Below are 13,687 nucleotides of genomic sequence, written 5' to 3' on the forward strand. Positions count from 1 at the left end.
ATGTAAATTATAGATAAATAATTTACAACACGATATAAATCTCCAGTTAGTGAAAGGAGTATCCTTTTTGCAAACAAATATACATTCTGAAAAGGAAACAATTATTTTTATTCATGGATTAGTTGGCAATCGTCGCGCCTTCAAAAAGGAACAAAAACGTTTTTCTTCCTCCTACAACATTATAACTTATGACTTATTAGGTCACGGTGATGATAAAGGAGAAGCAATCGACTTTTCATTACAGCGCCTCGTAGATCAATTATTAAACTTATATGAGCAAGAAGGTATTAAAAAAGCACATATTTGTGCGCTAAGTTACGGCTGTTACATCTCTACAATTTTTGCACAAATGCATCCAGAAAAAGTATTAAGTATTTGTCATATTGGAGGACATTACAATAACCCTTCTCGTTTATATAATGTATTTCAAAATTTTTGGGAGAAGCGAGGAGATGAATACTCTAAATGGCTCTCTCAATACGCAAATACTATTTTTCCAAGCGGTATATTAAAAGCAAATCCGTTCGCAGTCATTTCAAGAAATATTTACTACCGTTTCGGATTACAATTACATTCATCCATAATTGCCCAGTCATTACGACATCGGTTAGAATTCGATTTAAAATCTAAATTAAAATCACTTCCTCACCCTATACTATGGGTAATGGGAGAGCATGATCATCTCTATAAATCTTGTCTATTTGATTTGAAATCTATTTTGCCTAACGTTCTATATAAGGAAATACCGTTAGCGGGACATGCAGCGAACTTATTTCGTCCTAACTATTTCCATGACTTATATGATCGATTTTTAAATGGAAAGTTAAAATAAAAACTATTAAACTTCCAATTTATTCAACTATAAAAAGGCTTCCCAAGTTTCCTTGGAAAGCCTTTTCTCTATACGAAAAGTATATAAAACTACTTTTTCTTAGTATGCTTTTGTGTAACCTAATAGGTGCTTGCTCCAGTAAGAGTTACTTACAGAACTAATACGTACACCAGTTGCATCTGTTTCTGCACTAATGAACTGACCGTTTCCTAAGTAAACACCCATGTGAGAAGGACCTGATTTATAAGTATTTTGGAAGTATACTAAATCACCTGGTTGTGGATTGCTAGTTTTTGTTTTAGAGCTCCAGTATCCAGCAACTGTTTGACGAGCGCCTTTATGACCAGTTTGATTTAATACGTAGTGAATGAATCCACTGCAGTCAAAACCAGCAGGTGTTGTACCAGCAGTTCTGTATGGTGAACCATTTAAAGATCTAGCGAATCCAGCGATTGAAGATGTATCTCCACCTGTTGTTGGTTTTTGTACGTCTTTACCTGGTTGTTGAACGTTATTTGTAACGTTATTGTTATTGTTATTTGTAACGTTGTTTACTCCGCCTTTTACAAACTTAACGAAGTCTGCACTTACGTAACCTGTGCGGCCGTTATGGTTAATTTTGTACCAACCATTTTCAGCACCAGTAACGTTTAATACTTTACCATTTGTTACTCCACCGATTACAGCGTTGTATGTAGCTGGGCCTGTACGTACTTTTAAAGCACCAGTGTTAACAACATAAGAACCACCAGTTTGAACTGTTGTAGTATTGTTGTTTGTAGTTGGTTGTTGTGTTTCGTTAGATACAGCAGAACCACCTTTTGTTACGAAGTCTTTGCTTACGTATCCAGTTCCACCATTGAAGTTGATTTTAAACCAATCTTGTACTTCACCTACAACTTGTACTGTTTTACCTTTGTTTACAGAACCTAATACTGTATGAGATGTACTTGGGCCTGTACGTACGTTAAGTGAAGAAACGTTTACTGTGTAAGTACCTGTTCCTTGTTGAACAGTCGTTCCTGTTTTGCCACCAGTCGTTACGAAGTCACCACTTACATAACCTGTTTGACCATTTACATTTACTTTGAACCAACCATTTTCTTGTCCAACTACTTGTAGCACTTGGCCTGATTTTACTTTAGAAATAACGTTATGTCCTGTACCAGCACCTGAACGAACATTTAATACATCAGCAGTTACTGTGTATTTTAATTCAGAAGTTGTTTCTACAGTTTTTGTTTCAGTTACAGTCGTTTGAGTTTGAGTTTGAGTTTGTCCATTAATTTCTTTTAGCGCTTCATTTGAAACTTGTGCATGAGCAGAATCCATTCCTGGAACTGCAACGCCAGCTACAGAAGCTGCTGCTAAACCTGCAATTACTTTTTTCATAAGTTGTCTTTACTTCCTTTCCCTACTATCCTCTTAAAAAAAACTAAAACTTTAATACTTTACAATATTATCAAAGTAAAATATTCATCCAGTTCCATTTTTTAGCAAGAGTTTTATTTTTCACACAGAGTTCATTTTAAATGAACAAAGTGAAATCCGTGTGAACTTCATGTGAACTTTATCATTAAACACAGTGTTTTTGCAATGGTTTTTTCAAATTTCTTATATATCGCATGAAAATTCGACATTCCATTTAATATTTTAATATAAAATATCCCTTTTCTATCTATTATAAAAAATTCTATTAACCTAATACAAACTCAAGTATGTATTTCCTTATAAAGCTCCTTACATGAAGTATACTTTCATCATGACAAAAATCACTCTATTTATCAATAGTATAATATTTTTAGAAAACTAAATTTCTATACTATCTACAATTTTGAAATAATTTGACGAATTGTAAGATTTATTTCACAAAAGCCATTTCTCCTTTAAAGAAAACACACACTATATCAACTGTTCTCTTTTTCTTATAATGGAATTTATAGGATATTTATAGTATTATATACATATCTTAATAAACAAGAATTTTAGCGAATTGATTAAAGTTTCATTCCCTTATAAAATGAAACTTTAATCAGGAAGGGTTTTATACATCCTCCGCTAATTATTAACCCTCACCACTCGGGCTGCCCATTAATGCGGAGTTTTATTGGAATAAAAAGAGGAGGCATATTTGTGAGAAATATAATAGATGATCCAATACAAAAAAACATAGAGCTATACTATGCTTTTATTCAATTCGTTTCAATGATAACATTACAAAAAGTATCAGCTATTGAAACACGTAAAAACGAATTAAAAAATCAGATGAAAAATGCCGGACAAAAAAACCCTTATTACGTATAAAAAAAGGTGAACAGGTTATATTCCTGTTCACCTTTTTAAATTATTTATAAATTTTCACACGGTCCTCTAGCGGTTGGAATTCTTTTTCACCAGCATGTACTACCGGTTTACCAAATGGCATTTGCGCAATAAGTTTCCAATTCTCTGGAACATCCCACTCTTTTCTCACTTCTTCATCAATTAGCGGATTGTAATGCTGTAACGTAGCACCAAACCCTTCAATTTCTAAAGCTGTCCAAATTGCAAATTGTAACATTCCTGATGATTGCTGAGACCAAGTTGGGAAATTATCTTTATATAATGCAAAGTTAGCTTGAAGGCTTTCCACTACTTCACTGTCTTCAAAATATAAAACCGTTCCATAACCACTTTTAAATGCATTCATTTTTTCTTCAGTAGGTGCAAAGTTATTTTCAGGTACAATTTTTCGTAACGTTTCTTTCGTAATATCCCATAATTTATCATGTTGTTCTCCTAATAAAACAACAACGCGAGCACTTTGAGAATTAAAAGCTGAAGGTGTATGTTTTACAGCATGATAAATCACTTCTTGAATTTTCTCATCAGAAACTACTTGCTCTTTACTAATCGCATAAATAGATCTTCTGTCTTCAATTGCTGAGTAAAAATCTTTTGCCATCATAATTCCCTCCAATTTTCAATTGAGGCTATTTCATATGTATATATCATATTACGCCCCTCAAACTTATTATTAATAAGCTTATAACTTTATAATATCACAGCAACAAATAAACTCAAATGTTAACACTTGTATTTAGACTCTTTTTCCTTTTTAAAATGAAAATAAAAAGACTGTTTGTTGTTATCTAAAATTAGTAACAACAAACAGTCTTACTTATGTAGCGATCTAGATTCGTATTTTACTTACTTAATTAACTAATCCAAATGCATACGACATTAACTTATTTGTCTCTGTAAAACGTTTTGTTTTACTTGATGTCCCCATGACCACTGTAATAATTCGATTATCACCTTGTTTTGCAGTCCCCGTAAAACAGTATCCTGCACTATCTGTAAATCCAGTCTTTAGTCCGTCTATTCCTTCTATATATAAACTTTTATTATTTTTATTTAACATGTCGTTTGTGCTTATAACATTAATATTATTAAATGCTAGCTGACTTTGACGTAAGTGAGTCACTTCTAATATTTCCGGATAATCTTTTATAAGATGATACGCCAATTGTGCTACATCACCAGCCGTCATTTTTGTTTCACTTCCATCTGGCTCTTGTAATCCAGAAGCATTTGCAAATTTAGCATGTTCCGACATTTTTAACTGTTTCGCTTTTGCATCCATAAGCTGAACGAAATCTTTCTCCGATTTTGCCATATGTTCTGCTAAAGCCACAGCTGCATTATTAGCTGACTCAATCATTAATGCATGATATAAATCTTTAACAGTTAATGTGTCATTAACTTGTACTGGGATTCTCGCTCCCTCTGTTTGTGCCGCCTTCGCACTCATTTTCACTGGATCTTCCCAGCGAACTTTCCCGTTATGTATACTCTCTAGTAGGAGATACGCTGTCATCATCTTAGACATACTAGCTGGTGCAAAAGCTTCATTTTCATTATATTGATAAATAATATCTCCATCACTCGCATCGATAATCATAGCTGCTTTTGCGTTAATTTCTGGTGGGATGTACTTTGGCGGGACTACTTTTTCAGTAAATCCTGCTTTAGGTAGTTCTGCCACTTGCAAAGGTTGTCCCTCTACATTCGCTACGCTCTTTTGATTTCCTTGGAATAAGAACCAACATATCCCTAAAATAATGACTAATAGGACTGTCATCCTTCCCCATTTTAACCGATTCATTTCAAAACTCCTTTAGCAAACCTTTTATACACTCACATTTAACCTTATCAACAATTCCTTTATATAGTCAAGGTAAAAGGTATATTTATTCATATACAGCAATGATTATTTTAATTTATTTATGTTAAACTTACAATGTTGAAACGTAAGAATATTCAATAATAAAATCTCGTAAATAAAGCGAAACTTTAATCAGCCCCCCAATCGGGCTACCCGTCAAATAGCGAGATAAACTATTTAATAGAAGGGATTCATACAAATGCTACTTCCAAAATCATTAAAATACGGAGACACAATTGGGATCTACTCCCCTTCTTCACCAGTAACCTACACTTCTCCAAAAAGATTTGAACGAGCAAAATCTTACTTACAACAGAAAGGGTTTCATATATTAGAAGGTTCATTAACAGGTCGATATGATTTTTATCGTTCTGGTAGTATACAAGAGCGTGCTGAGGAGCTAAATGTCTTAATAAGAAATCCTAATATTTCTTGTATTATGTCAACAATTGGTGGGATGAATTCAAATTCAATATTACCTTATATTGATTATGATGCTTTTCTAAAGAACCCTAAAATAATGATTGGGTATTCAGATGCAACTGCTTTATTACTAGCAATTTACGCCAAAACAGGAATCCCTACATTTTATGGACCAGCTCTCGTCCCTTCCTTTGGCGAATTTGAACCTTTTGTTGATTGCACATACAAATATTTTGCTGAAACTTTACTACATGATCATTCTCTTCCTTATCATATAAAACAACCATTATTTTGGTCAGATGAATTTATTAATTGGGAAGAAAAGACGAAGGAGAAAGAACTTCGACCAAACGATTGGATTTCAGTAATTGATGGAAAAGCTACTGGGCGTATTATTGGCGGGAATTTAAACACGATACAAGGAATTTGGGGTAGCCCCTATATGCCACATATTCAAGAAGGCGACATTCTCTTCATTGAGGACAGTTCAAAAGATGCAGCTACTATTGAAAAAAGCTTTTCATTACTTAAAATTAACGGTGTATTCGATAAAATTTCAGGTATCATTCTTGGAAAACATGAGCAATTTGATGATTGTGGTACAAATCGAAAACCTTTTGAAATACTATTAGAAGTACTTCAAAATCAAAGAATTCCTTTTCTAGCTGACTTCGATTGTTGTCATACACATCCAATGATTACCATGCCTATCGGTGTTCAAGTAGAGTTGGATGCAACAAATAAAACGATACATATTGTAGAACCTTGGAAAAAATGAATGCATAGCTTCTATTGTTTTACAATAAAAGCCATGATAATATATAATTTGGAATGTGAAAGATTAAACAAAATACGTTCCAATATCTATCATTAGAAAAATTAGGTATAAATATATATTTATATGCAAAAGAGAGTGAATAAATGAAACCAACTATTAAAAATTACGTATTTTTACATGTAGCTTTTTTGATATATTCTATCATTATGGTTTACATGAAATGGGCAGCTAAATTCCCCATTGCTTCCATCTCATTTTTTGTTGCTTATTTCGGACTAGTTATACTTTTATTCGGATATGCAATTTTATGGCAACAAGTAATTAAACATTTCGAAATTTCAAAAGCATATTCACATCGCGGAATTATTATACTGTGGTCAATGCTTTGGTCAGTATTTCTATTTGGAGATACGATTCAGTGGAATCATTTACTTGGTGCAGCTATTATTATTGTCGGAATTGTGGTGGTGACAAAAGATGAATAGTTATATGTTATTATTTATTTTCGGGATAATTTTAGCTAATTACTCACAAATATTATTAAAAAAAGCTACTTTGCAACAATACGATTCTAGAATAAAAGAATATGTGAATCCTTATGTTATTATCGGCTACTCTTTATTTGTAATTAACGCCGGATTAAATGTTATCGCCATGAAGGGTATGGCATTAAAACAAGCATCAGCATTAGAATCCTTAAGTTATATCATCATATTAATTTTCGGTTGGTATTTCCTAGGAGAAAAAATAACGAAACGTAAACTCATCGGCAACATGATTATTATCGTTGGTGTAATCGTTTATTGTATCCAATAGTAAAAAGCTCCGTTTATCACAAACGGAGCTTTTTACTATTGACCTAAATTTTGCACTTTATCTTTCAAATCTCGAACTTGATCTACCGTCTGCATAAGCTCAGAGTTTTTAAATTGCTCTACATCCACTTTCCCTTCTTCTATCTTTGTCATCGCCGTATCAATTAACGTATTTAACTTTTCATTATATCCGACGATTTGTTGATGAAGATCCTTTGCTACATCAGGTGGCGTTAATTCATTGAATGCGGGTATATCTTGTTTAATTTCACTAAGCTTCGTTTCTAATTCTTTTCGAGCCTCGCTATCATTAACGGCCTTTTCTGCTAATGCTGGCGCATCATTTGCAAATGCACTTATTTCATTTACATAGTCTGTCGCCTTTTGAGCATAATCTATGGAGTTCTTTCCTTCTTCCACTATTGAACATCCCATTAAACCAATTGAAACTATAAATACTAATAAAATTGATTTTATTTTCATTTTAGACCCCCTTCGCCTTTATCATTGTCTGTAATTTTCTCTATACATAACTTCTAGCTAAATTGTTTATAACCTTTTTCAAATAGCTATTTATCCTCTTACATGCCCTATTATCGTTACAACATCTATTTCTATATGTACGCTTATAATATCTTCAATTATATCCATATATCCTTGTCCTATAGCTGTTCCATAGTGTAATGTAAGCCCCTTCTTTTCATACACTGACTTTGGCACTGAAAAAATAAATCTCCTCAAGTTTCTTTCATCAGCTGGTTCCATAATTAAAACAATCCCATCCTCATCAAACATATACGCTCGCCCTCCAACTTTACATTCACTATGGCTCAGTATTGCCTTGGTCAGCAAAATTTAAAACACAATAAGTTAAGATACTCTCTGCTCTATCATAAAGTGAAACTTTAATTAGCCCTCACCAGTCGAATCTTTATCGGCAAATAGCGGGATAAAGTGAAAGTTTAATCAGTGAGGATTTTGTTCATCCCCCACTGGCTATCAGCCCGATCCCCACCTAACTTCTTTACTTCCGCTGAATTTTGAGGTAGGGTCTTACTGCCCGGCAAATAGCGAGATAAAAATAAAAAACATTCATTCTTTTTTGTTAAGAATGAATGCTTTTTAAAAAATCAATTTCTAACTCTAGCATCTTTTTTTGACGAGGTTTTACTTTTCTTACGGGAACTCCAGCGTAAATATACCAATCATCTAAACTCTCTTTTACCATACTCATCGCACCGACTGCCGTACCTTCTCCTACCGTTACATTTGGAAAAATAATAGAATTAGCACCAATAATCACATGTTTTTTTAAAATAACTTTTTCTGCTTTCACATTCCTATATTGATTCGGGACGGTTGGACCCATTAATGTATTTCCACTGAAATCATCAAGTACTGCATATATGATTGTTTTAGCTGAGATGTTTGCAAAATCATGCATTTCAATCCCAACTTCCCCTCCATATAACGCTGTATACGCTGATATGTGCGAATAACTTCCAATTGTGATTTTACCACTTAAAATGCAAAAATCATCAATTCTTACATGATTGCCAACTGATATAGCACTCGGATTATATATACTTGCTTTTTTACTAACCAATACATTTTTCCCAACAGATAAAAATCCAACTTTCTTTAGTTCTTCTTGACTATAAAAACTATTCATCTACCGACACCACCTTCTGCTCTAAACAAATTACAATTTGCTCTACTAGTTCTTTCGTCATTCCTTCCCATAAAGGTAAACTTACGATTCGTTTTGCTATTTTATTCGTCTTTGTTAAATCTGTAGACTTATAGTTTTTAAAAAGAACTTGTTGGTGGCAAGATGGTGAAAAGTATAATCTAGCTTCTATTTTCTGTTTTTTCAGTTCTTCTATTACTTGTATGTTGCGAACTTCTTCTGGACAAATGATAGGCATAAATTGGTGAATAACTGCTTCTGTCTTTTGGACTTTCCACCCTTTTTTCATTAACCCAGTATTTTGTAACAACTGTTTATACCATTCAGAAATACGGCTGCGTTCTTTTAATTTTTGATCCCACTTTTTTATAGTCGCAATCCCAATAGCGGCTGCGTATTCAGACATTTTACAATTAAACCCCATCATCGTACATTCACGATTTTTATCAAATCCGAAATTCCCCATTCTTTTAATATGTTGTATATCTTCTTCGTTTTTACTATATATGAGCCCTCCTTCACCAATTCCGAAAGGCTTTGTTGCATGAAAGCTATATACGATCATTCCACTAAAATCTTGACCGTAATGCATCCCTCCATTCATTAAACCAAATCCCGGCGCCGCATCTACGACAACCGGAATCCCCTTCTTCTCTAATTCTTCATATTTTTCTAAGTTCATCCATGATCCAAAAGTGGCGTACGGGATAACAATCGCAACCTCTTCTTTTAATTCTTCTATTTTATCCAAAAGTACGGTTTTATCCATATACCAATCATCTATTGAAATATCAATAAAGTAAGGTTCCAGTCCACACCAAATAGCGGCTAAGGCAGTCGCAGGGAATGTAAAACTAGGCATGAGAGCATACTTTCCCTTTCTTCTTTTCTTTAGTTGAATAGCCGCCATTAACCCTAACGTTGCGTTTGCTACTGTTGTAACAGCTCCCCTGTTTTGAAAAAATGACGACATAATTGTTTCCTCAAAACGTTGATTTATAGGTCCATAATTCGTATATATGTGAGATGTATCAATTTCCTTCAATTCGTCCAAATACTCACTTACAGGTACAGTTGAAGCACGTAAAAAAGGAATATTCTCCATATCTATCTATTCCTTCCTATCATTTTCGGACAATATAGAGCATATCTGTTTCAGATAATCCAAATTTCCTAGCACTTTTCATTCCTTGTTTTTCCGCTATGTTATATAATTCTACCTTAAATCCTGCATTCATTAATCGTTGAATAAATCCCGATTGATTGTAAATTCTCACATGATCTTCTTGACCAAAAGCTAATTTCCTCAATTGTGGTGTTACAATTAATTCATTCTCTATAATAAAATCTACATTCATTACGATCGGTACTTGAATAATTCCCCATCCATTTGGCTTTAACACTCTATATAACTCTCGCATTGCTTTGTCATCATCAGGAACGTGTTCTAACACATGGCTACATAATATTACATCAAAAGTATTACTATCATATGTAATCCTTGTAACATCAATTTCCTTCATTAATGGATCCTTTGGTTCTAAGTCACCACATACATACGTAATATTTTTATACTCGTTAAACCAATCTCTTAACTTCGCTTCAGGTGCAATATGAAGCATTGTATAGTTTCTATTTAACAAGTCCGTTTCCGTTTCAATGTACGCACGATACAATCTTTCACGATCCATCGAATTGCAAACTGGACATATCCCTGTATCTTTATTCCACATCTCAAATTTATATTTCGGAAAATCATAATGCGCTGGCCAAGGTGAAAATTTTTCAAATTGTTGATTGCAATATTGACAATAACAAAATTCTTTCTCAAACATATGAGCAACTAACTTGTTTAACCCTTTTTTTATCTTTTCATTATAAATTTGATCTAGTTCGCCATTTCTTACTGCATCCTTAACTATAAATCCCGCATTTTCTAAACAATAAGATAAACTCTCTTTATACTCACTTTCGGAGCTTAAAAATCCACTATTATATGCATCTATAATTAATTCAATCCACTCTTCAATTGTCATTAAAATAAAATGCATTTGTTTTTGATTTTGTCCACTATGTTGTCTAAAATAACTAAGAGGTTCTTGCATATAAACTACTTTTCCTTTCCTCATCATATCTAGCCAAGTTGCAATGTCATTAATAGCAGAATAAGCCTTTCCTTTAAAATATCCAAACTTCCCGTCAAACAAATCCCGATTAAACAAAACAGTTGTCGGCTCACCAACTACATTTTTTAAGTTTTTTAACATATAATTTCCTAATTCTTTTCCTTCAAAAAGTGTAGTTTCTTTCGCGATTTTCATATTTAATGTTGAAGGTGGTAATATCTCTCCATTCTCATCAATCAGTTCACGATATGACGTCACAAATGAAATATTTTCTAACGTCAAAAAGTATTTCATCATTCTCTCGATCTTTTCATGATGAAATAAATCATCATCTAATAAAAAGTTTATATAGTCCCCATTCGCAAGTTCTACACACTTATTAAAGTTTTCGGCAACTAACGGCGTTTCATTTTTAACATATGTAATACACTCATATTCACGTAAGTACGGTTGAATCATAGCATTGACTTCATTATTTGTACTATCGTCAGAAATAATAATTTCAATATTTTCATATGTTTGATTCAAAGCGCTGTTGAGTGCTAATTCCAAGTAATAAGGTCTATTGTATGCAGGAATAAGTATACTTACTTTCGGTAATGAAGAATTATTATTTATATGTTGTTTTTTCTTTTCTATGTTTATTTTCTTCGCTCTAATTTTTTGGTAATAGTCTAATGTATATAATATCGATGATGGAACTATCCTTCTTGCATAATCTAGAAAATTAGTTATTGCTTTGTCTAACTCTTTTTCAGTGGATAAGAAACCATATTTTTCGCCTGCTATAATACTGTGTGAAAAATCTTCTAACCCATCCATCATTTTATTAGATTCATTTAACTGTTGATCTGGATGTAATCGAAAGTAACTAAGCGTTTCTGCTATATATACTGCTTTTCCTTTACTTAATAAAGATAACCATGAAGCTATATCTACGTTACATAAATACCGCCTCTTATCAAAAATTCCATATGGTTCTTGTAAATCATTTTTACGAAATAAAACTGTTGTCGGTTCTCCAATATAATTTTTTTGATCCACAATTACCTTATTTCCTAATTCTGTTCCCTCTATAATCGTATCTTCTTCAAATAAACGGACAGTCGAATAAATATGTCGTAGCTCTTTCCCTTTATCATCAATGACTTGACGATGAGATGTTACAAGCTTAATTTCATTATCTAAATCATTGAAAAAATACTTCATCATTTTTTCAATTTTATTCACATGAAATACATCATCATCCATTAAAAAATTTATATATTCACCGTTCGCTTCATTAAATAACATTAGCGCATTTTCAAATTGTCCGAGAGTTGATCTATTTTTTATATAAATAATATTTGAATGATCACATAAGTATTTTTGTAACACTTTTTCTGTTTCATCATTCGTGCTGTCATCTCCAACTATAATTTCTATATTAGGGTACGTTTGTTCTAACACACTACATAACGCCTTTTCAAAGTAAAGAGGACGATTGTACGTAGGAATTAATACACTTACCAACGGAAGTTGCTCTACCACCTCTTCATTTCTTTCAATACGAGTTCTCATTTTAACTCTCTCACCTCTTCGCATATTATTTATATACGCGACACAAAAATCACATTACTTTAACTGTATGGAGCCTATATACTTTTATGCAAACATGAAACAAAATATCATACTTTTCGTTCCTAAATAAACATATTTAATAACGCGGACATTTTATTTGCACCTTTTTTATTCATATGATCACTATCATAAAAATCTTCATCACAAAATAATGGTGAATCAAATAGATCTATAATTTGAAAAGAATATTGAGTTTGAAAATCATTTATAACTTTATAAAAATCTTCTTTTAATTTCTTACTACTACAATTGAAATAATGTGAAGTAACAGGGAACACAACAATTAATGGCTTTATATCATTTTTCAACAGTAATTCTAAATATTTCTTAAAAATCATTTTATTTTCAACTAAAGTATGAGGATACGCCAATTTAGCATGTGAAGCTGCTCTTATTTTCCCGTGTTCTTCAAAAGGAATATGAAGAGAAGTAGTATTCCATTCAGCATTTATCCAAGGCAGTATCAATGATTCATCTTTTAGTTCGTCTAATAAAATATATTCAAAATGCAAATTAAAAATAGAAAGAAGTGGTTTCGGAGTATTTAGATGTGAGAATCCATCAGTGGGTAGAGGAGAGTGAACTACAGTATGATGACCATCTTGAAACAATGGATAATATACTTTGTGAATTCTATATGATTCAGATGATAACGACATATCAAAGTAAAACGAGAAATAGGCTATTCCTATTAAACAATATTGAAATGAATGATTGTTTGATAAAAGTTGTGACGCTATTAAATAATCATAGTATAGATCTTGCGATGGAAGTGTTAATTTTATTGACTTTTTTGAGAGAAGCTCCGTACTTATGCCACAATGTGGATAAGACAAACCGGTAGCAAACAATTCATACGTCGGATCACTCTTTGCTTTTTTCATAGAAATGTATAAAGACATAAGATCCGGATTTATTTGATAGATAGAAATTAATTTATCCTTCCATTCATACATGTATTTTGTTAAATTAATAATTTTTGAACTTTGCACGCCCCTATTTATCAATTCATTTGTAAGTTTTTCTGCGTCCCCTCTCCAAATGACTATATATTGAAAAGAACTTTCTATACGAACAACATCTGAAACGTCTACAACATGAACTATTGTTTTACATTTATTTTTGTCTAACGTATTTCGAATCCTATCCCCTGATAATTCATCACTTAAAACAATGATTTTATATTGCTCCTTCAT

14 protein-coding genes are annotated in these 13,687 nt (G+C 32.5%); 5 read left to right on the forward strand and 9 right to left on the reverse strand.

What is annotated here, in order from left to right; all coding sequences use genetic code 11:
- The first annotated feature begins 67 nt into the window (after positions 1 to 67).
- On the forward strand, positions 68 to 832 hold the full coding sequence (locus DN404_RS23005) for an alpha/beta fold hydrolase (protein WP_001194309.1): 765 nt from the start codon (positions 68 to 70) through the stop codon (positions 830 to 832).
- A 99-nt stretch (positions 833 to 931) separates the two neighbouring features.
- Here the strand turns inward: DN404_RS23005 and entFM are convergent, their stop codons facing one another.
- Positions 932 to 2,224, reverse strand: a complete 1,293-nt coding sequence (entFM, locus tag DN404_RS23010) for an enterotoxin EntFM (RefSeq protein ID WP_000755511.1) — start codon at positions 2,222 to 2,224, stop codon at positions 932 to 934.
- Between the two features lie 741 nt (positions 2,225 to 2,965).
- On the opposite strand from entFM, the gene DN404_RS23015 reads away from it, so the two are divergent.
- Positions 2,966 to 3,136, forward strand: a complete 171-nt coding sequence (locus DN404_RS23015) for a hypothetical protein (protein WP_001244279.1) — start codon at positions 2,966 to 2,968, stop codon at positions 3,134 to 3,136.
- A 40-nt stretch (positions 3,137 to 3,176) separates the two neighbouring features.
- On the opposite strand, the gene DN404_RS23020 is transcribed toward DN404_RS23015, so the two are convergent.
- Together DN404_RS23020 and DN404_RS23025 are read right to left on the reverse strand one after the other, a co-directional pair.
- Positions 3,177 to 3,779 carry a nitroreductase family protein gene (locus DN404_RS23020; protein WP_001987122.1) on the reverse strand — a complete coding sequence of 201 codons (603 nt, stop codon included), beginning with the start codon at positions 3,777 to 3,779 and terminating at the stop codon, positions 3,177 to 3,179.
- Between the two features lie 246 nt (positions 3,780 to 4,025).
- Complete coding sequence (locus DN404_RS23025; protein WP_001080877.1) at positions 4,026 to 4,979, reverse strand: D-alanyl-D-alanine carboxypeptidase family protein; 954 nt, start codon at positions 4,977 to 4,979, stop codon at positions 4,026 to 4,028.
- Between the two features lie 259 nt (positions 4,980 to 5,238).
- On the opposite strand from DN404_RS23025, the gene DN404_RS23030 reads away from it, so the two are divergent.
- The 3 genes from DN404_RS23030 (at position 5,239) to DN404_RS23040 (ending at position 7,056) form a co-directional block, all read left to right on the forward strand.
- Entirely contained in the window at positions 5,239 to 6,240 is a 1,002-nt protein-coding gene (locus DN404_RS23030) for a S66 family peptidase (RefSeq protein WP_149215506.1), read from the forward strand.
- Between the two features lie 143 nt (positions 6,241 to 6,383).
- Positions 6,384 to 6,725 carry an EamA family transporter gene (locus tag DN404_RS23035; protein ID WP_000805125.1) on the forward strand — a complete coding sequence of 114 codons (342 nt, stop codon included), beginning with the start codon at positions 6,384 to 6,386 and terminating at the stop codon, positions 6,723 to 6,725.
- Positions 6,718 to 7,056, forward strand: a complete 339-nt coding sequence (locus DN404_RS23040) for an EamA family transporter (protein WP_001089868.1) — start codon at positions 6,718 to 6,720, stop codon at positions 7,054 to 7,056. Before DN404_RS23035 ends, DN404_RS23040 begins: the two co-directional genes overlap by 8 nt.
- Positions 7,057 to 7,091: 35 nt before the next feature.
- On the opposite strand, the gene DN404_RS23045 is transcribed toward DN404_RS23040, so the two are convergent.
- The 6 genes from DN404_RS23045 to DN404_RS23070 form a co-directional block, all read right to left on the reverse strand.
- A complete protein-coding gene (locus DN404_RS23045) occupies positions 7,092 to 7,538 on the reverse strand; it encodes a DUF6376 family protein (protein WP_000695203.1) in 447 nt (148 codons plus the stop codon).
- 90 nt (positions 7,539 to 7,628) lie between these two features.
- Positions 7,629 to 7,850, reverse strand: a complete 222-nt coding sequence (locus DN404_RS23050) for a hypothetical protein (protein WP_000459099.1) — start codon at positions 7,848 to 7,850, stop codon at positions 7,629 to 7,631.
- 310 nt (positions 7,851 to 8,160) lie between these two features.
- Entirely contained in the window at positions 8,161 to 8,727 is a 567-nt protein-coding gene (locus tag DN404_RS23055) for an acyltransferase (protein WP_001084190.1), read from the reverse strand.
- Positions 8,720 to 9,850, reverse strand: a complete 1,131-nt coding sequence (locus DN404_RS23060; RefSeq protein WP_000427966.1) for a DegT/DnrJ/EryC1/StrS aminotransferase family protein — start codon at positions 9,848 to 9,850, stop codon at positions 8,720 to 8,722. Before DN404_RS23060 ends, DN404_RS23055 begins: the two co-directional genes overlap by 8 nt.
- 19 nt (positions 9,851 to 9,869) lie before the next feature.
- Positions 9,870 to 12,431 (reverse strand): glycosyltransferase, encoded by a 2,562-nt coding sequence (locus DN404_RS23065; protein ID WP_149215507.1) that lies wholly within the window; start codon positions 12,429 to 12,431, stop codon positions 9,870 to 9,872.
- 122 nt (positions 12,432 to 12,553) lie between these two features.
- A complete protein-coding gene (locus DN404_RS23070; protein ID WP_000664254.1) occupies positions 12,554 to 13,687 on the reverse strand; it encodes a hypothetical protein in 1,134 nt (377 codons plus the stop codon).

This window comes from Bacillus sp. TE8-1 (assembly GCF_008368855.1).
Lineage (GTDB): Bacteria > Bacillota > Bacilli > Bacillales > Bacillaceae_G > Bacillus_A > Bacillus_A cereus.

Excerpts from the sequence above, each read along its gene's own strand:
- entFM (WP_000755511.1), bottom strand. The coding sequence starts at position 2,224 with ATGAAAAAAGTAATTGCAGGTTTAGCAGCAGCTTCTGTAGCTGGCGTT.
- DN404_RS23020 (WP_001987122.1), bottom strand. The coding sequence starts at position 3,779 with ATGATGGCAAAAGATTTTTACTCAGCAATTGAAGACAGAAGATCTATT.
- DN404_RS23025 (WP_001080877.1), bottom strand. The coding sequence starts at position 4,979 with ATGAATCGGTTAAAATGGGGAAGGATGACAGTCCTATTAGTCATTATT.
- DN404_RS23030 (WP_149215506.1), top strand. The coding sequence starts at position 5,239 with ATGCTACTTCCAAAATCATTAAAATACGGAGACACAATTGGGATCTAC.
- DN404_RS23035 (WP_000805125.1), top strand. The coding sequence starts at position 6,384 with ATGAAACCAACTATTAAAAATTACGTATTTTTACATGTAGCTTTTTTG.
- DN404_RS23040 (WP_001089868.1), top strand. The coding sequence starts at position 6,718 with ATGAATAGTTATATGTTATTATTTATTTTCGGGATAATTTTAGCTAAT.
- DN404_RS23045 (WP_000695203.1), bottom strand. The coding sequence starts at position 7,538 with ATGAAAATAAAATCAATTTTATTAGTATTTATAGTTTCAATTGGTTTA.
- DN404_RS23050 (WP_000459099.1), bottom strand. The coding sequence starts at position 7,850 with ATGTTTGATGAGGATGGGATTGTTTTAATTATGGAACCAGCTGATGAA.
- DN404_RS23055 (WP_001084190.1), bottom strand. The coding sequence starts at position 8,727 with ATGAATAGTTTTTATAGTCAAGAAGAACTAAAGAAAGTTGGATTTTTA.
- DN404_RS23060 (WP_000427966.1), bottom strand. The coding sequence starts at position 9,850 with ATGGAGAATATTCCTTTTTTACGTGCTTCAACTGTACCTGTAAGTGAG.
- DN404_RS23065 (WP_149215507.1), bottom strand. The coding sequence starts at position 12,431 with ATGAGAACTCGTATTGAAAGAAATGAAGAGGTGGTAGAGCAACTTCCG.
- DN404_RS23070 (WP_000664254.1), bottom strand. The coding sequence starts at position 13,687 with ATGAAGGAGCAATATAAAATCATTGTTTTAAGTGATGAATTATCAGGG.